The organism is Massilia agri (assembly GCF_024753255.1).
GTDB classification, from domain to species: domain Bacteria; phylum Pseudomonadota; class Gammaproteobacteria; order Burkholderiales; family Burkholderiaceae_D; genus Telluria; species Telluria agri.
Genome location: NZ_JANUHA010000007.1, coordinates 149,763 through 167,602, shown reverse-complemented (window position 1 = coordinate 167,602; position 17,840 = coordinate 149,763). Strand labels below are relative to the sequence as shown.

10 protein-coding genes are annotated in these 17,840 nt (G+C 67.2%); all 10 read left to right on the top strand.

Annotated features, from left to right (window positions below; genetic code table 11):
- Nucleotides 1-3: 3 nt before the first annotated feature.
- The 10 genes from nirD to NX780_RS12275 all read left to right on the top strand — a co-directional run bounded on the left by nirD (nt 4) and on the right by NX780_RS12275 (nt 17,824).
- Nucleotides 4-366 carry a nitrite reductase small subunit NirD gene (gene nirD, locus NX780_RS12320; RefSeq protein ID WP_258828149.1) on the top strand — a complete coding sequence of 121 codons (363 nt, stop codon included), beginning with the start codon at nt 4-6 and terminating at the stop codon, nt 364-366.
- On the top strand, nt 351-1,574 hold the full coding sequence (locus tag NX780_RS12315; RefSeq protein ID WP_258828148.1) for an NAD(P)/FAD-dependent oxidoreductase: 1,224 nt from the start codon (nt 351-353) through the stop codon (nt 1,572-1,574). The genes nirD and NX780_RS12315 overlap by 16 nt, the downstream gene beginning before the upstream one ends.
- Entirely contained in the window at nt 1,574-4,252 is a 2,679-nt protein-coding gene (locus tag NX780_RS12310; protein ID WP_258828147.1) for a nitrate reductase, read from the top strand. Before NX780_RS12315 ends, NX780_RS12310 begins: the two co-directional genes overlap by 1 nt.
- A 382-nt stretch (nt 4,253-4,634) precedes the next feature.
- Nucleotides 4,635-7,757 carry a TonB-dependent receptor gene (locus tag NX780_RS12305; protein ID WP_258828146.1) on the top strand — a complete coding sequence of 1,041 codons (3,123 nt, stop codon included), beginning with the start codon at nt 4,635-4,637 and terminating at the stop codon, nt 7,755-7,757.
- 95 nt (nt 7,758-7,852) lie between these two features.
- Nucleotides 7,853-9,373 (top strand): tryptophan halogenase family protein, encoded by a 1,521-nt coding sequence (locus NX780_RS12300; RefSeq protein ID WP_258828145.1) that lies wholly within the window; start codon nt 7,853-7,855, stop codon nt 9,371-9,373.
- Entirely contained in the window at nt 9,370-12,018 is a 2,649-nt protein-coding gene (locus NX780_RS12295) for a beta-mannosidase (RefSeq protein ID WP_258828144.1), read from the top strand. The genes NX780_RS12300 and NX780_RS12295 overlap by 4 nt, the downstream gene beginning before the upstream one ends.
- A gap of 225 nt (nt 12,019-12,243) precedes the next feature.
- A complete protein-coding gene (locus NX780_RS12290; RefSeq protein ID WP_258828143.1) occupies nt 12,244-13,230 on the top strand; it encodes a LacI family DNA-binding transcriptional regulator in 987 nt (328 codons plus the stop codon).
- Nucleotides 13,231-13,255: 25 nt separating this feature from the next.
- Nucleotides 13,256-14,464 (top strand): AGE family epimerase/isomerase, encoded by a 1,209-nt coding sequence (locus NX780_RS12285; RefSeq protein WP_258828142.1) that lies wholly within the window; start codon nt 13,256-13,258, stop codon nt 14,462-14,464.
- Nucleotide 14,465: 1 nt separating this feature from the next.
- Entirely contained in the window at nt 14,466-15,404 is a 939-nt protein-coding gene (locus tag NX780_RS12280) for a carbohydrate kinase family protein (protein ID WP_370663606.1), read from the top strand.
- Nucleotides 15,404-17,824 carry a GH92 family glycosyl hydrolase gene (locus NX780_RS12275; RefSeq protein ID WP_258828227.1) on the top strand — a complete coding sequence of 807 codons (2,421 nt, stop codon included), beginning with the start codon at nt 15,404-15,406 and terminating at the stop codon, nt 17,822-17,824. Before NX780_RS12280 ends, NX780_RS12275 begins: the two co-directional genes overlap by 1 nt.
- Nucleotides 17,825-17,840 lie beyond the last annotated feature (16 nt).

Sequence of the window (17,840 nt, the reverse complement as noted above, 5' to 3'; positions counted from 1 at the left end):
AACATGCACCGAGACCCGAATTTAAAGCTGAATGCGCTTCAGAACTGGACCGCCGTCTGCGCCATCGACGACATCGTCCCCGATACCGGCGTCTGCGCCCTGTTGAACGATCGCCAGGTAGCGATCTTCCGCGTCGGGACGGAAGAGCCCCGCGTGTTCGCCATCGACAACTTCGACCCCAACGCCGGGGCCGCGGTCCTGTCGCGCGGCCTGGTCGGCAGCATCGGCGAGCGCATCGTGGTGGCCTCGCCCATCTACAAGCAGCACTTCGACCTGCACAGCGGCGAATGCCTGGAAGCCCCCGAACATTCGGTGGCGAGCTACCCGGCCCGCGTGGAAGGAGGCAAGGTATGGATCGTCCCGTGAAGCAGAAGCTGGTCGTCGTCGGCAACGGCATGGCCGGCATGCGCACCGTCGAGGAGCTGTTGAAGCTCGACGCCGGCATGTACGACATCACCGTGTTCGGCGCCGAGCCCCGCGTGAACTACAACCGCATCCTGTTGTCTCCCGTGCTGGCGGGCGAAAAGCAGCCGGAGGACATCGTCCTGCACCCGCGCGCCTGGTACGAGGAGCACGGCATCGATCTGCACGCGGGCGACCCGGTGGTGGCCATCGACCGCCATCGTCGCGTGGTGCGCGCACGATCGGGGCTGGAAGTGGGCTACGACCGCCTGCTGCTGGCGACCGGCTCGAGCCCCTTCATCGTGCCGGTGCCGGGCTCGAAGCTGCCAGGTGTGATCGGTTTCCGCGACCTCGACGACGTCGATACCATGCTGGCGGCGGCCGGTCGCGGCGGCCATGCGGTCGTCATCGGCGGCGGCCTGCTCGGCCTGGAGGCAGCCAACGGCCTGCTGCGCCGTGGCATGGCGGTGACGGTCGTCCACCTTACGGACAGCCTGATGAACCAGCAGCTCGACCCGCAGGCGGCGCTGCTGCTCAAGGCGGCGCTGGAGCGGCGCGGCCTGCGCATCCTGCTGGGCGCGCAGACGGAAAGCATCCTCGGCGAACACAAGGTGGAAGCGGTGCGCTTCGCCGACGGCCTCGAGGTGCCTGCCGACCTGGTCGTGATGGCGGCCGGGGTGCGGCCGAACATCGCCCTGGCGCGCCAGGCGGGACTGTACTGCGAGCGCGCGATCGTCGTCGACGACACCCTGCAGACCTACGACCCGCGCGTGTACGCGGTGGGCGAATGCGTCCAGCACCGCAAGGCGACCTTCGGCCTGGTCGCGCCGATCTGGGAACAGGCACGCGTCTGCGCCGCCCACCTGGCCGGCTGCGGCCACCGCCGCTACGTGCAGCAGGCGACCGCCACCAAGCTGAAGGTCACCGGCATCGACCTGTACTCGGCCGGCGACTTCAATGGCCTGGAGGACAGCGAGGACCTGGTGCTGCGCGACCGTCATGCCGGCGTGTACAAGCGCCTGGTGCTGACCGGGAACCGCGTCACCGGCGCCGTGCTGTACGGCGACGTGGCGGATGGGCCCTGGTACTTCGACCTGATCCAGAGCGGCGCCGACATCTCCGCCATCCGCGACCGCCTGCTGTTCGGCCCGGCCCTGTGCGGGGCGGCGTGATGGGAGCGCCCATCGTTCCCATCGCACCGGCGGTGCGCACCACCTGTCCCTATTGCGGCGTGGGGTGCGGGGTGAAAGCCACGCCCATGGCGGACGGCGCCCTGATCGAGGGCGACCCGGAGCACATGGCGAGCCGTGGCCGCCTGTGCGTGAAGGGTTCGGCGCTGGGCGAAACCCTGGGCCTGGACGGCCGCCTGCTGGCCCCCGCGATGCGCGAGGAGGGCAGCCTGCGCACGGCGGATTGGGACGAGGCGCTCGACAAGGTCGCGTCGACCTTCGCCTCCATCATCGCCGAGCACGGCCCGGACGCGGTGGCGCTCTACGTCTCCGGCCAGCTGTTGACCGAGGATTACTACGTCGCCAACAAGTTCATGAAGGGCTTCGTCGGCAGCGCCAACATCGACACCAATTCGCGCCTGTGCATGTCGTCCAGCGTCGCCGGCCACAAGCGCGCCTTCGGCGAAGACATCGTGCCCGGCTGCTACGAGGACTTCGAGCTGGCCGACCTGGTCGTGCTGGTCGGCTCGAACACGGCCTGGTGCCACCCGACCCTGTTCCAGCGCATTACCAAGGCAAGGGAAGCACGTCCCGGCCTGCGCATCGTCGCCATCGACCCGCGCCGCACGGCCACCTGCGAGCTGGCCGACCTGCACCTGCCCATCAAGGCCGGCAGCGATGTCTGGCTGTTCAACGGCCTGCTGGTTTATCTGGCGCAGACCGGCGCGGTGGACGCGGATTTCGTGGCGACGCACACGCAGGGGCTGGACGGCGCTCTGGCGGCGGCCGCCGAATGCGTGGACATCGGTTTCGTGGCGCGCAGCTGCGGCATCGACGCGCGCCTCGTGGCCGAGTTCTACGAAGCCTTTGCCGCCACGGCCAAGGTCGTCACCGCCTATTCGCAAGGCGTGAACCAGTCTTCCAGCGGCACCGACAAGGTCAACGCGATCATCAACTGCCACCTGCTCAGCGGCCGCGTCGGCAAGCCGGGCATGGGCCCGTTCTCGCTGACCGGCCAGCCCAATGCCATGGGCGGGCGTGAAGTTGGAGGCCTCGCGAACATGCTCGCCAGCCATCTCGAACTCGACCAGCCCGCGCACCGCGAGCTGGTGCGCGGCTTCTGGGATGCGCCAAGGATGGCCGCCAACCCCGGCCTGAAGGCGGTCGAGCTGTTCCGCGCCATCGAGGAGGGCAGCGTCAAGGCGGTCTGGATCATGGCCACCAATCCGGTGGTCAGCCTGCCCGACGCCGACCAGGTGCGGCGTGCGCTGGCGCGCTGCGAGCTGGTGGTGGTGTCGGACATGACCGCCGCCACCGACACCGCCGAACTCGCCGACGTGCTGCTGCCGGCCCTTGGCTGGGGAGAAAAGGACGGCACGGTCACCAATTCGGAACGCTGCATCTCGCGCCAGCGCGCCTTCCTGCAGGCGCCCGGCCAGGCGCGCGCCGACTGGTGGGCGATCTGCGAGGTGGCCCGGCGCATGGGCTACCAGGGATTCGACTACATGGACGCGCATGCCATCTTCGACGAACATGCCCGGCTGTCCGGCTGGCGCAATGACGCCCAGGGCGCGCCGCGTGCCTTCCGCATCGATGGCCTGGCCGGCCTGGACCGCGCGGCCTACGACGCCCTCGCGCCGATCCAGTGGCCGGTGCCGCCAGGCGGCGAGGGCACGGCGCGGCTGTTCGCCGACGGCGGCTATGCCCATGCCGACGGCAAGGCGCGCTTCGTCGCGACCAGGCCGCGCCTGCCGGCCAATGCGGCGGGCGGCGACTACCCCTTGACCCTGAACACCGGCCGCCTGCGCGACCAGTGGCACACCATGACGCGCACCGGCAAGTCGCCCCGCCTGGCCGGCCACGCGCCCGAGCCCTTTGTGGACATGCACCCGCACGACGCGCTGCTGGCCGGCGTGCGCGAGGGAGAGCTGGCGCGCGTGCGCAGCCGCTGGGGCTCGCTGGTGGCGCGGGTCAGCCATGGCGGCGGCATCGCGCGCGGCAGCGCCTTCGTTCCGATTCACTGGACCGGCCAGAACGCCTCGGACGCGCGGGTGGGGGCGGTCGTGAATCCCGTTGTCGACCCGGTCTCGGGCGAGCCGGAATTCAAGCACACGCCGGTGCGGGTCGAACCTTTCGCCCTGGCCTGGCATGGCTTCATCCTCAGCCGCGCGCCGCTCGACCTGTCGGGCGTCGCCAACTGGACGCGGGTGTGCGGCAGCGGTTTCCTGCGCTATGAGCTGGGCGGCCGCGAAGCCGTCTCGCCCGAGTGGGCGAGGGTGCTGCTGGGGGCGGGAAGCGATGCGGACTGGATCGAGTACGAGGACCGGACCGAAGGCATGCTGCGCTGCGCCCTGCTGGCCGGCGGCCGCCTGGAGGCCTGCCTGTTCGTCTCGCGCAGGCCGGAGCTGCCGGCACGCGGCTGGCTGGGCGGCCTGTTCGCCCTGGACGAACTGTCCTCCCGCGACCGCGCCACCCTGCTGGCCGGGCGTGCCGCAGTCCAGGGCAGCGATCCGGGACCCACGGTCTGCGCCTGCTTCGGCGTCGGCCGCAACACCATCCGCAGCGCCATCGTGCAGCAAGACCTGAAGGATGCGGGCGCCGTCACCGCCTGCCTGCGCGCGGGCGGCAACTGCGGTTCCTGCCTGCCGGAGATCCGGCAGCTGCTCGCCGAAGCGCGCTAGCCGCCTTCCGCACACCCCTCGCAGGCCGGACAGCTCCGCTGTTCCGGCCTTTATGCGTCGTAAATGACCTCCCTGTGACAGGTCCCCCATCTTCCCTCTGTAAACACAGGAAACTGTGGCAAAACCGCAACAAACATGTTTAGGAAAACGGGGCTAAACTGCGCAGCTTTTTTGAAACTCAGTTGAGTTCCTCAAACCAACTTTGTATAACTGCCACAACCGAAGTGCCATACCCAGAGACGCAGAGCGACCAGCATCACCGTTTAGTAAATGATGCCAAACGCACCTGCTGGCGCCGGTCCAGGTGTGCCGCGAGCCGGGAGTGTCCCCCTGTCGCGACAGATAAAGAGCCCATCCACAGGGCACAATAAGGAGATGTGAAATGATGTTCAGCAAAGTTCTTGCATCGCGCCCCGCCGTGCGTTCCACCGTACGCATCAGCGCCACGCCGATCGCCACCGCGGTCGCCATGGCGCTCCTGAGCATGGGCGCCCAGGCCCAGACGACCACCGACGCCCCGGCGGCCGCCGGCTCCCAGCCGACCACCGTGGTCGTGACCGGCTATCGCTATGCGATCGAGAAGAGCCTCGACCAGAAGCGCGATGCCAACTCGATCGTCGAGGTCGTCACCGCCGAAGACGTGGGCAAATTCCCGGACAAGAACGTCGCGGACGCGCTGCAGCGCGTGCCGGGCGTGGTCGTCACCCGCAGCGGCGGTGAAGGCAAGAACGTCAGCGTGCGCGGCCTGTCGTCGGAGCTGACGCTGACCCAGCTGAACGGCAACTACATCGCCACCGCCGAATCGAACGGCGATCCGACCCGTTCCTTCAACTACACCCTGATGCCCTCGAACATGCTGGGCAGCGCCGAGCTGTACAAGACGCCGGAAGCGCGCCTCGACGAAGGCGGCATCGGCGGCACCGTCATCCTGCGCACCCGCCGTCCGCTGGACGTCGAGTCGGGCAGCGGCTTCGTCAACATGGAAGGCACCTGGGCCGACACCACCAAGAAGACCGATCCGCAGATCTCCGGCCAGTACGCCTGGCACGACAAGAGCAACCGTTTCGGCGTGCTGGTCGGCTTCACCCAGCAGAAGCGCACCGTGCGCACCATGAGCACGAGCACCGAGAACTGGCAGTGGTACGGCGACGACTACGACGGCCACCCGGCGACCGACGTCAACGGCAAGCCTTCGGACCTGACCTCCTACTGGTGGGGCGAGTCGGGCTTCTATGACCAGAACGGCAAGTACTACACCAACTTCATGATGCCGACCTCGGTCAACTTCAACGTCCGCGAAGAAGAGCGCGAACGCAAGGGCGGCCAGATCACCCTGCAGTTCAAGCCGCTGCGCAACCTGAACATGACCGCGAACTACTTCCGCTTCGACCTGAAGCAGAATTCGCAGACCAATACCCTGAAGGTGCCGGAGTGGAACCTGGCCCGCTACAGCGGCGACGGCAACTGGCCGGGCGGCCGCCTGCTCGACGGCCTGACCTTCGACCCGAGCGGCACCATCGTCACCGGCGCCAACTACAGCATGCATCCGGGCAAGGCCTACTACTGCAGCGAAGCCCAGGCCGCCGCCAACGGCCAGGCGCCGGGCGGCTGGGGTCCGGACGACTGCACCGTGCCGACCCCGCAGATCACCGGTTCCTACAACCGCGAGAAGTCGCTGTCGCAAGCCTTCGACTTCGAAGTCGACTGGAAGGGCCAGTCGCTGGACGCCACCTTCAAGGCTGGCCGCACCTGGGCCAGGGGCGGTCCGGAGCTGCAGTTCTCCGCGCCGATGAAGCCGCGCATGCAGAACGCCGACGGCAGCTGGGCGCTGGGTAACACCGCTACGTCCTGGAGCCTGGCGGGCACTCCGAGCATGACCTTCTCGCCGCAGCTGATGGCCAACCTGCGCAACGGCATCGCCGAGATCGACCTCGGCTCGACCGCATCCTCGTGGACCAAGAACAGCAACGAGCAGAACTTCGCCCAGGCCGACTTCACCTGGCATGCCGACAGCAACTGGCTGGATTCGGTGCAGTTCGGCGCCAAGTACCGCGACGGCGGCATCAGCCGCAGCACCGGCAACAACTACTGGACCTGCAAGGGCCTGACCGGCTACGACAACCGCTACCAGAACGGCTGCGACACCAACGCCAACAAGTTCCGTCCGGAGTTCATGTACGGCGAGTCGCTGCCGAACATCGTCGGCGCCATCAATGCCAGCGCTTTCCCGGGCATTAACTTCCCGGCCTATATCGCGCACCTGAACAATACCTATGGCGAGATGCAGACGCGTAACGAAGACAACTTCGTGTACAACGTCGAGGAGGAGATCAGCGCACTGTACTTCCAGGCCAATATCAAGATCAAGACCGAACGCCTGCGCGGCAACATCGGCCTGCGCTACGTGCGCACCAAGCAGCACGCGGATTCGACCGACCAGGTCGACTATTACAACGACTACTTCTTCAACGGTCCCGACGGCCGTCCGGCGCCTTGCCTCCCGGGCGGCGCACCGGCCACCGGCGCACCAAGCGGCTCGGGTTGCATCAGCGGATTCACCGTCCTGCCTGACAGCCAGACCAACCCGGCGACCCGCCACGTGTCGACCTTCGTGGTCAGCGCGCTGGACCGCACCTACAACGACGTGCTGCCGAGCCTGAACCTGGCCTACGACCTGAGCGACACCTTGCTGCTGCGCGGCGCCGCATCGAAGGTGATCGCGCGCCCGAGCTACAGCAGCATCGCGTCGCCGGGTGGCCTGAACTACTACAGCCAGGAGTACGTCAACGACCGCCGCCTGATCGGTGGCGGCGACCAGCAGGGCTGGTTCGGTTCGGGCAGCAACAAGAGCCTGGAACCGTACCAGGCCGACCAGTACGACCTGGGCCTGGAGTGGTACTTCCAGCGCGGCTCGGTGCTGGGTGGCGGCCTGTTCCGGAAGAACGTGAAGAACTTCTCGGTGCCCGTCGTGCGTGACGTCCAGCTGAACGTGGGCGGAGATTCCGTCACCGTGCAGAACTATTCGACCAGCGCGGGCGGGCGTGACGCGGTGTCGAAGGGCGTCGAACTGTATGCGCAACATACTTTCGCCAATGGCATCGGCTTCCAGGTGAACTACACCTACAACAAGACCAACCAGGCCGCCATCACGCTGGAAGATGGCACCGAGATCGGCACGTCGCCGCTGGTCGGCAGCGCGAAGAACCAGGCCAACGTCACGCTGTTCTACTCGAACGACAAGATGCTGCTGCGTGCTTCGTACAATCGCCGCGGCGAAGTCGTGAACGGCCTGCAGAACGGCCTGAACGTGTATGACGAGCCGTACAGCCAGATCGACCTGAACGCTGCCTACAACTTCACCAAGCAGCTCAGCCTGACCGCGTCGATCCTGAACCTGACGAAGGAAGAGACCCGCTCCTACCTGGGCAACGACACCAAGGACCGCTTCTACTCGAACGGTTACGCCGGACGTGTCGCCTACGTGGGCCTGAACTACAAGTTCTAAGCCTTTCCGTTTCCTCCCCGGTGCTGCTGGCCGGGGAGTCTTTTTCCCAGGCTTTGCCGGTTGTTCCGGCAAGGCCGTCTTCGTTTGGGACAATCATGGAAAAGCAGAACCGCATCCGTTCAATCACGGTCGTCGGTGGCGGCAGTGCGGGCTGGATGGCCGCGGCAAGCCTCGTCACCTATCTCGGCAAGAGCGCCACCGTTCGCCTGGTCGAGTCCGAGGAAATCGGCATCGTCGGCGTGGGGGAGGCGAGTGTCCCCCATATCCGCATGTTCAACGGCCAGTGGCTGGGCATCGACGAAGCCGACTTCGTCAAGCGCACCCACGCCACCGTCAAGCTGGGCATCGAGTTCAATGACTGGGCCAGGCTCGGCGACAGCTATCTGCACGGTTTCGGCACCATCGGCCGCGCCGTGGGGCCGCTGCCCTTCCACCAGTTCTGGCTCAAGCTGCACCATCAAGGACGCGCCGCGCCGATCGGCGCGTACTCGGCGCAGACGGTGATGGCGCCGCAAGGCCGGGTCGCGCCGGGCGACAGGAGCGCGCCGCCGGGCTCGCCCCTGGCCGACATCGCCTATGCCTACCACTTCGATGCGACGCTCTACGCGCGCTTCCTGCGCGAGCTGGCGGAGCAGCGCGGCGTGCAGCGCATCGAAGGCAAGATCGTCAGGGTCAACCAACGCGCGGACAATGGCTTCGTCGAGTCGCTGGTGCTGGAGAACGGCCAGCTCGTCGAGGGTGAACTGTTCATCGACTGCTCGGGCTTCCGCGGGCTGCTCATCGAAGAAACCCTCAAGACCGGCTACGTCGACTGGTCGCATTGGCTGCCCTGCGACCGCGCGATGGCCGTGCCCAGCGAGAAGGTCGATCCGATCACGCCATACACGAAGTCGACCGCGCGCGAGGCCGGCTGGCAGTGGCGCATTCCGCTGCAGCACCGCACGGGCAACGGCTATGTCTATTCGAGCAAATACATCAGCGACGATGAGGCGGCAAGCACGCTGCTTGCGAACCTGGACGGCAAGGCCCTGGCCGATCCGCGCCCGCTGCGCTTCACCACCGGCATGCGCAACAAGTTCTGGAACAAGAACGTCGTGGCGCTCGGCCTGGCCAGCGGCTTCCTGGAGCCGCTCGAGTCGACCAGCATCTATCTCGCGCAGTCGGGCATCACGCGTTTGCTGAGCCTGTTCCCGACGCGCGACATGAGCCCCTTGCTCATCGATCGCTACAACCGCGAATCGGCCTTCGAGTACGAACGCGTGCGCGACTTCCTGATCCTGCACTACCACGCCACCGAGCGCGACGACACGCCCTTTTGGGACTACTGCCGCACCATGTCGGTGCCGGACAGCCTGCGTGAAGCGATGGACCTGTTCCGCTATGACGGACGCTACTTCCGCAACGGCGAGGATTTCTTCGCGCTGCCGAGCTGGGTGCAGGTGATGCTGGGGCAGCGCATCGTTCCGCAGAATTACCACCCGATCGTCGACGAGATGCCGGAAGAGAAGCTCGTCGAGCACGTCGAAGGCATCCGCACGCTCCTTGCGCGTGCCGTCTCCACCATGCCGACCCACCAGGAGTGGATCGACCGTTACTGGAAAGCGAACACGCCATGAACAAGCGTCCATTGCTGGGCCCTGTCGCGCGCCTGCTGCTCGGCGCCGTGCTGGCCATCGCCACCGCCTCGGCCATGGCGGCGGCGCCCGGCCAGATCCTCATCGACAAGGGCTGGACCTTCCGCCTGCTGCCGGGCAGCGCCCAGGCGGGCGCCCATCCGGAAGCGGCGCCATGGCGCGCGGCGAGCGTGCCGGGCACCGTGCACACCGACCTGCTGGCGCACAAGGTCATCGCCGACCCCTATGTCGGCGCCCCCGAGGCCGGCCTGCAATGGATCGGCCTGGCGGACTGGGAATACCAGACCCGCTTCGATGCGCCGCGCGAGCTCCTGGGACGGGCGCGCAGCGACCTCGTATTCAAGGGCCTCGATACCTATGCCGAGGTCTGGCTCAATGGCGAGCAGCTCCTGAAGGCCGACAACGCCCACCGCAGCTGGCGGCTGCCGGTCCAGGGCAAGCTGCGCGCCAAAGGCAACGAGCTGCGCATCGTGTTCCGCTCGCCGATCGCGACCCTGCTGCCGCAGGTACAGGCGATGCCGCACAAGATCGCCGGCAACTACCCATCTCCTTATGGCGACGAACCGAAGGACGCGATGACGGGCAACTTCGCGCGCAAGCCGGCCTACCATTACGGCTGGGACTGGGGGCCGCGCTACGTCACTGCCGGCATCAACAAGCCCGTCGTGCTGCAAAGCTGGGATGCGGTCCGCATCGACGACCTGCAGCTGCGCCAGGACCGCGCGGAGGCGGCGCGCGCCGACGTCGCCGCGATCGCCACGCTGGACGCGGTGCGCGATGGCGCGGTCACGCTGCGCCTGTGGCAGACCGCGCCGGGCGGCAAGCGGAGCCTGGCGGCGCAGCGGGAAGCGAGCTTGCGTGCGGGCGCCAACCGCATCGAACTGCCGGTCCGGATCGACCAGCCGCAGCGCTGGTTCCCGAACGGCTACGGCGCCCAGCCGCTGTACCGCTACGAGCTGGAAGTCGGCGAGGGCAAGGCGACCGTGGCCAGGCTGGCCGCGCGCACCGGCCTGCGCAGCGTGGAGTTGCGGCGCGACCCGGACGAGAAGGGCAAGAGCTTCTACTTCCTCGTGAACGGCATCCCGGTCTTCGCCAAGGGCGCGAACACCATCCCCTTCGACATGTTCCAGCCAAGGGTGACGAGGGCGCAGCTGCGCCGCGTGCTCGAATCGGCGCGCGACGCCAACATGAACATGCTGCGCAGCTGGGGCGGCGGCTATTACGAGAACGACGATTTCTTCGAGCTGGCCGACGAGCTGGGCCTGATGGTCTGGCAGGACTTCATGTTCGGCGGCGGCATGCAGCCGGCCTACGACGATGGCTTCCGCGCCAGCGTGGTGGCGGAGGCGCGCGACCAGGTGCGGCGCCTGCGCAACCACCCGAGCATCGTGCTCTGGTGCGGCAACAACGAGGAAGAGATCGCGTGGAAGTACTGGGGGCACGGCAAGGACCTCAAGAAGGCCGATCCCGCCTTCGCCGACAAGGTCTGGAAGGGCTATGTGCAGCTCTTCGGCGGCGACCTGCGCCAGGTCGTGGCGGAGGAAGCCGGCGGCATCGGCTACTGGTCCAGTTCTCCGGGCGACGACCTGGCGGAAGTCGCCAACACCCCGGCCAGCGGCGATATGCACTACTGGGAAGTCTGGGGCAACCCGGCCCATCCGGTCACCAAATACCTGGAGATCACGCCGCGCTTCATGTCCGAGTACGGCCTGCAGGCCTGGCCGGTGCAGCGCACGGTCGACGCCTTCGCCAAGCGCGCGGAGCAGGGCGTGGCGACGCCGGTGATCGAGGCGCACCAGAAGTTCCTGGCCGGTAAAGGCAATGAACGCCTGATGAAATATGTGAAGGAGGAATTCGGCGAGCCGCAGGATTTCGGCCGCTTCATCTACCTGAGCCAGGTGATGCAGGCCGAGGGCATCGAGCTGGCGGCCCTGCACCACCGCGCCAGCCGTCCCTTCACCATGGGTTCCCTCTACTGGCAGCTGAACGACGTGTGGCCGGGCGCTTCCTGGTCCAGCGTGGACTGGTTCGGGCGCTGGAAGGCGCTGCAGTTCCATGCGCGCCGCTTCTTCGCGCCGGTGGCGGTGTCCGCGCTGCGCAATGCGGCCGGGAAGACGCAGGTACACCTGCTGAACGACCGCGCCCAGGCCGTGCGCGGCGAACTGCGCCTGCGCGTGATGACGCTCGACGGCGCGATCCTGCGCGACGAGCGCAAGCCGGTCGAGATGGCGCCGCTGTCGGCATCGAGGGTCGCGGACTACCTGGACGCCGACCTGCTCGGCCGGGCCGACCCGGCATCCACCGTGGCGGTCTTCGAGCTGCGCGCGGAGGGCGAGCCGGCTTCGCGCCGCGTGGTGTACTTCAAGGCGGCCAAGGACATGGCATGGCAGGAGCCCGGCCTGCAGGCGCAATGGCGCAGCAAGGACGGCGCCTATGTGCTCGAGCTGCAGGCGGCGGCCCTGGTGCGGGGCCTGTGGGTCGATGCGGGCGAGGCCGAGGTGTCGGATAACGCCCTGACCCTGCTGCCGGGGGAACGCGTCAGCCTGCGCGTGTCGTCGAAGGCCGGCCTGGCCGCCTTGCGCAAGGGCTTGCGCCTGCAAACCCTGACAAAAGACATCACCTATTAACAAAAGTTTGTTTACTAAAAATAAGCTAAAAAAGCCGCGCTTTACGCAACTGCGGTTGACGCTGCCAAAACGCGGCTGATATAAAAACCGACTATGAAAAGGAGTGGCGCGAAGGCGCCCTCCGACAGCAGGAAGACGCGGTGAAAAACGCGTTTAATAAAACAAAGACTGGAGACCTTTCATGCACGTCATTTCGCTGCATGGCCGGCGCCTTGAGGTGCGGCCATGAGCCAGGTAACCCTGCGCGACATCGCGGAAACCACCGGCCTGTCGATCGGCACGGTCTCGCGCGCGCTGAAGAACCAGGCCGGCATGACCGAAGTCACCCGCGACAAGGTGCGCGAAGCGGCCCTGCGCCTGGGCTATGACTTCTCGCAGCTGAAGAAGGGCCGCATCCGCCGCATCGCCTTCCTGCTCCACAGCCAGCACAACACCCTGGCCTCCAGTCCCTTCTTCTCACCCGTCCTGCACGGCGCCGAAGAGGCCTGCCGCCGCGAGGGCGTGGCCCTGTCCTTCATCGCGGTCGGCCCGGCCGAACCGGTGCTGGGCCAGATTCGCCTGCACCAGCCCGACGCCATCATCTGCGCCGGCTTCTTCGAACCCGAAGTGCTGGCCGCCCTGCAGCAGGTCGGCAAGCCTATGGTGCTGGTCGACATGCACCGGCGCGGCTTCACCTCGGTCAATCCGGACAACCTGCGCGGCGGCTACCTCGCCACCCAGCACCTGCTGCGCACCGGCCGCAAGCGCATCGCCATGCTCTCCGGCTCGCTGGCCCACTACAGCATCCAGCAGCGCAACCGGGGCTTCCGCCAGGCCCTGTTCGACGCCAAGGTCCACGCCGACCCCGACCTCGAAGTCATCGTGCCCTCGATGGGCGAGGGCGACGAGGCCGTGGCCGAAGCCATGCGCAGCCTGCTCGCTCTTCCGAAGCGCGCCGACGCGGTGTTCTGCTACAACGACAGCACGGCGCTGACCGCCATGAAGTTCTGCCTGAACGAAGGCCTGAAGGTCCCCTACGACATCGCGATCGTCGGCTTCGATGACATCGCCGCGGCGGCTGCCGCGATTCCCCCATTGAGCACGGTACGCGTCGACAAGGAAGCGCTGGGCCGGGCCGGGGTCGATCTCCTGCTGCACAAGCCGGACGAACAGCCATCCCAGATTACCGTGCCGGTCGAGATGATCGTGCGCGAGAGCAGTTACGACGATTAGTCCCCACCCGACCCCACACGACAATATGACCACTCTCCCGAACTTCCGCAGCCCGGACGTCCTGCTCGACCACGCGCGCCACACGATGCGCTTCTACCATCCGCGCGCGATCGACCCCCAAGGGGGCATGTACCACTATTTCAAGGACGACGGCGCGGTCTACGACGCCACCCACCGCCACCTGGTGAGCAGCACGCGTTTCGTGTTCACCTATGCGATGGCCTACCGCCACTTCCAGGACCCGGCCTACCTCGAGGGCCTGAAGCACGCGGTGCGTTTCGTGCGCGAGGCGCACCGTGCGCCGGATGGCGACGGCTATGCCTGGATGCTCGACGGGAGCAAGATCGAAGACGGCACCCAGCACGCCTACGGCGAAGCCTTCGTGCTGCTGGCCTACTCGCACGCCACCATGGCCGGCGTGGAGGAAGCCCGTCCCTGGATCGGCGAAGCCTTCGAGCTGATGGAGCGCCGCTTCTGGAGCGAAGCGGACGGCCTTTACGCCGATGAGGCGAGCCAGGACTGGAGCGTGCTGTCGACCTACCGCGGCCAGAACGCCAATATGCACTCGGTCGAAGCCCTGCTGGCGGCCCACCAGGCCACCGGCGAAGCCCGCTACCTGGAGCGCGCCTACACGGTCGCCTACAACATCACCCAGCGCCAGGCGGGGCGTTGCGGTGGCCTGATCTGGGAACACTACGACCAGGCGTGGCAGCCGGACTGGAAGTTCAATATCGACGACCCGGAAAACCTGTTCCGTCCCTGGGGCTACCAGCCGGGCCACTTCACCGAGTGGGCCAAGCTGCTCCTGCTGCTGGAAGCGCGCGCCGAAGGCGTGCTGCAGAAAGACCTGGGCTGGCTGCTGCCGACCGCCGAGCGCCTGTTCAAGGTGGCGGTGGAGCAGGGCTGGGACAGTGAGCACGGCGGCCTGTGCTACTCGCTGGCCCCCAGCCTCGAGATCTGCGACTGGCACAAGTACTTCTGGGTGCAGGCAGAGAGCGCCGCGGCCGCCGCCATGCTGGCCGAGCGCACCGGCAATGCCTACTACTGGGAATGGTACGACCGCATCTGGGCCTACAGCTGGACCCATATGGTCGACCACCAGCACGGCGCCTGGTACCGCATCCTCGACCGCGAGAACCGCAAGCTGAGCGACGAGAAGAGCCCGGCCGGCAAGGTCGACTACCACACCATGGGCGCCGTCTACGACATCGTGGCCGTGCTGCCGAAGGCTTGATATGACTGACGTAACGATGACTGCGGCACCCGTGATGCTGTGCGCCGGCGAGGCGCTCACCGACATGATCGACCAGGGCAATGACACCTGGGTCGCCCGCGTGGGCGGCTCGACCTGGAACGTGGCGCGCGCGCTGGCCGGCCTGGGCGAGAAGGCCGCCTTCGCCGGCGCCATCAGCCAGGACCGTTTCGGCGACGCCCTGTGGGCGGCCAGCGAGGAAGTCGGCCTGGACCTGCGCCTGCTGCAGCGCGTGCCGCGCTCGCCGCTGCTGGCCATCGTCGAGAAAAGCGAGCCGCCGCACTACTTCTTCATCGGCGACGACAGCGCCGACCTGCATTTCGACCCGGGCCAATACCCGGCTGGCTGGACCGAGGCCCTGCAGTGGGCCCACTTCGGCGGCATCAGCCTGGCGCGCCAGCCGCTGGCGTCCACGCTGGTGGCGCTGGCGAAGCAATTGAAGGCCCAGGGCGTGTCGATCAGCTACGACCCGAATTACCGCAACCTGATGGACGAGCGCTACACGCCGACCCTCGAAGCCCTGGCGGCGATCGCCGACGTGATCAAGGTGTCCGACGACGACCTGCGCGGCCTGTTCCCGGGCCTGGGCGTGATTGATGCCTTTGCCCGCCTGCGCGCCATGAATCCGGCAGCGCTGTTCCTCCTCACGCGCGGCGGCCAGGGCGCGAGCCTGTTCCGCGGTGAAGAACGTGTTCACGCGATGGCGCCGAAGGTCGCCGTGGTCGACACCGTCGGCGCCGGCGACGCCAGCATCGCCGGCCTCTTGCACAGCCTGTCGCGCCAGCCGGCGCGCAGCCTGCAATCCCACCTGCACGCCGCACTGGCTGCCGGTTCCGCCGCCTGCCTGCAAGCGGGCGCCACGCCGCCGACCCCAGCGGCCATGCACCAATTGTTCGAACTGCTCGAAGGAGAAGTATCGTGATGCGTCAAACCCGTTTTGCTCCCGCCCTGGGCCTCGCCCTTGTGGTCCTGGCCCTACCTCTGCCCCTGTCGGCGGCAACCGCCAACACCACGCCCGTGAACACCTTCATCGGCACCCAGGACGAAGGCAACACCTTCCCCGGCGCCTCGGCGCCCTTCGGCAAGATCCAGGTCAGCCCGATCGCCGACCACTACGCCGGCTACCGCTACAGCGACAAGCGCATCCGCGGCTTCGGCCACTCCTTCGTCTCCGGCGCCGGCTGCTGGGAGCAGGGCGGCCAGCTGTCCGTGCTGCCGGTGACCGGCAGCATCAAGCCGGGCGGCGATTTCGATACCAGTAAACCAGGCAGCTTCGACCACAAGAAGTACGCCGCCGAATACACCCACGACGGCGAAGTCGGCCAGGCCGGCTACTACAAGGTGAAGCTCACCAGCTACGGCGGCATCACCGCCGAAGCGACGGCGCTGACCCGCGCCGCCGCCGAGCGCTACACCTTCTCGGACAAGACCGCGACCGGCCACGTGCTGCTCAACCTGGGCCAGGCCAACGAGCGCCATTCCGTCATCGGCAGCCAGGTGAAGATCGTCGACGACCGCAGCGTCGAAGGCCAGATCGTCACCAAGAGTTTCTGTGGCGGCGCCAAGTACACGACCTGGTTCCGCATCCAGTTCGACCAGCCTTTCGTTGCCAAGGGCATCTGGGACGACCGCGGCGGCTGGCCCGGCGTGGACGGCCCGAGCCAGAACGGCGAGGCCAAGCCGCACGGCGTCTGGCTGAGCTTCGACCTGAAGAACGGCAAGGCCGTCACCGCGGTGAGCGCGATCTCGCACGTGGATGCGGAAGGCGCGCGCATCAACCTGAAGGCCGACGGCATGGCGAACGGCCAGCCGATCACCTTCGATGCGATGAAAGCCAAATCGCAAGCCGAATGGCAGCGCGAGCTGGGCAGCGTGCGCATTGAGGGCGGCTCAAATGATGATCGCACCGTGTTCTACACCGCGCTCTACCACGCCCTGCTGCAGCCGATGACCGGCAACGATGCCGACGGCCGCTACCGCGGCTACGACGACAAGATCCATACCGCCAAGGACTGGACCTACTACGAGTACTTCTCGCTGTGGGACACCTACCGCGCCCAGAACCAGCTGATCGCCCTGCTGCGTCCGCAGCGCGCACGCGACATCGCCAACTCGGTGCTGAAGATCCGCGAGCAGGGCGGCTGGCTGCCGCGCTGGGGCTACGCCAACTTCGAAACCAACATCATGACCGGCGACCCGGTGACCCCGTTCATGGTCGACCTGTGGCGCTATGGCGCCCTCAAGGGCCGCGAGAAGGAAGCCTATGCCGCCCTGCGCGAGAACGCCTTCGGCGTGCCGGCCTTTGCCATCCGCCCGCAGGGCCGTTCGGGCAACCCGAGCTACCTGCGCCAGGGCTTCGTGCAGTATGACCGCAGCTTCATCTCGAAGGGCATGGATACCGACCCGCACCATGGCGCCTCGGCGACCCTGGAATACGCACTGGCCGACAGCGCACTGGCGCAGATGGCCAAGGCCCTGGGCAAGAACGAGGACGCAAAGATCCTGTCGCAGCGCGCCCTGAACTGGAAGAAGATCTGGGACCCGAGCGTGGTCGATGCGCCGACCGGCCAGAAGGGCTTCCCGCGTCCGCGCCTCGAGGACGGCAGCTGGTTCGCGGACGTCGGCAGCGGCTTCGACCCGCGCGGCGACCATGGCTTCCATGAAGGCACCGCCTGGCAGTACCAGTGGCTGGTGCAGCAGGACGTGCCGGGCCTGGCAGCCGCCATGGGCGGCGCCAAGCAGGCCCTGGGCCGCCTCGACCAGTTCTTCGACTACGACGCCCTGGTGGCCGACCCGAACGCGGTGCGCAAGTCCTGGGTCGTGGGTCCGTACAGCTACTACGCCCAGTTCCGCTACAACCCGAACAACGAGCCCGACCTGCACGCTCCCTGGATGTACACCCTGATGGGCCAGCCCTGGAAGACCACCACGGTGCTGCGCGCGGCCGAGACCCTGTTCACCAACGGCGCCGGCGGCGTGACCGGCAACGACGACCTGGGCACCATGTCGGCCTGGTACCTGTTCAGCGCGCTGGGCATCTACCCGGACACTCCGGGCAGTGGCCGCTTCCTGCTGCATGCGCCGCGTTTTGCCAAGGCCGAGATCGACCTGCCGAAGGGCGGCGTGCTGCGCATCGAGGCGCCGGGCGCCAAGCCGGGCGTGCGCCAGTTCGTCAAGTCCGTGAGCTATGCCGGCAAGCCGGTACAGCGCGTGTGGCTGGACTGGGAGCAGCTGCAACAGGCCGGCACCCTGCAGTACGGGCTGTCGGCGCAGCCGGACACCGCGGGCTGGGGCACCCGGGCCAAGGACCTGCCGAACCCGCCCGCAGGCGTCGCGCAGTAATCGTTAGCTTCAAGAC

Bases quoted from the DNA above. Each gene is read 5' to 3' on its own strand.
- NX780_RS12310 (WP_258828147.1), top strand. From the start codon at position 1,574: ATGGGAGCGCCCATCGTTCCCATCGCACCGGCGGTGCGCACCACCTGT.
- NX780_RS12295 (WP_258828144.1), top strand. From the start codon at position 9,370: ATGAACAAGCGTCCATTGCTGGGCCCTGTCGCGCGCCTGCTGCTCGGC.
- nirD (WP_258828149.1), top strand. From the start codon at position 4: ATGCACCGAGACCCGAATTTAAAGCTGAATGCGCTTCAGAACTGGACC.
- NX780_RS12275 (WP_258828227.1), top strand. From the start codon at position 15,404: ATGCGTCAAACCCGTTTTGCTCCCGCCCTGGGCCTCGCCCTTGTGGTC.
- NX780_RS12285 (WP_258828142.1), top strand. From the start codon at position 13,256: ATGACCACTCTCCCGAACTTCCGCAGCCCGGACGTCCTGCTCGACCAC.
- NX780_RS12305 (WP_258828146.1), top strand. From the start codon at position 4,635: ATGATGTTCAGCAAAGTTCTTGCATCGCGCCCCGCCGTGCGTTCCACC.
- NX780_RS12280 (WP_370663606.1), top strand. From the start codon at position 14,466: ATGACTGACGTAACGATGACTGCGGCACCCGTGATGCTGTGCGCCGGC.
- NX780_RS12300 (WP_258828145.1), top strand. From the start codon at position 7,853: ATGGAAAAGCAGAACCGCATCCGTTCAATCACGGTCGTCGGTGGCGGC.
- NX780_RS12315 (WP_258828148.1), top strand. From the start codon at position 351: ATGGATCGTCCCGTGAAGCAGAAGCTGGTCGTCGTCGGCAACGGCATG.
- NX780_RS12290 (WP_258828143.1), top strand. From the start codon at position 12,244: ATGAGCCAGGTAACCCTGCGCGACATCGCGGAAACCACCGGCCTGTCG.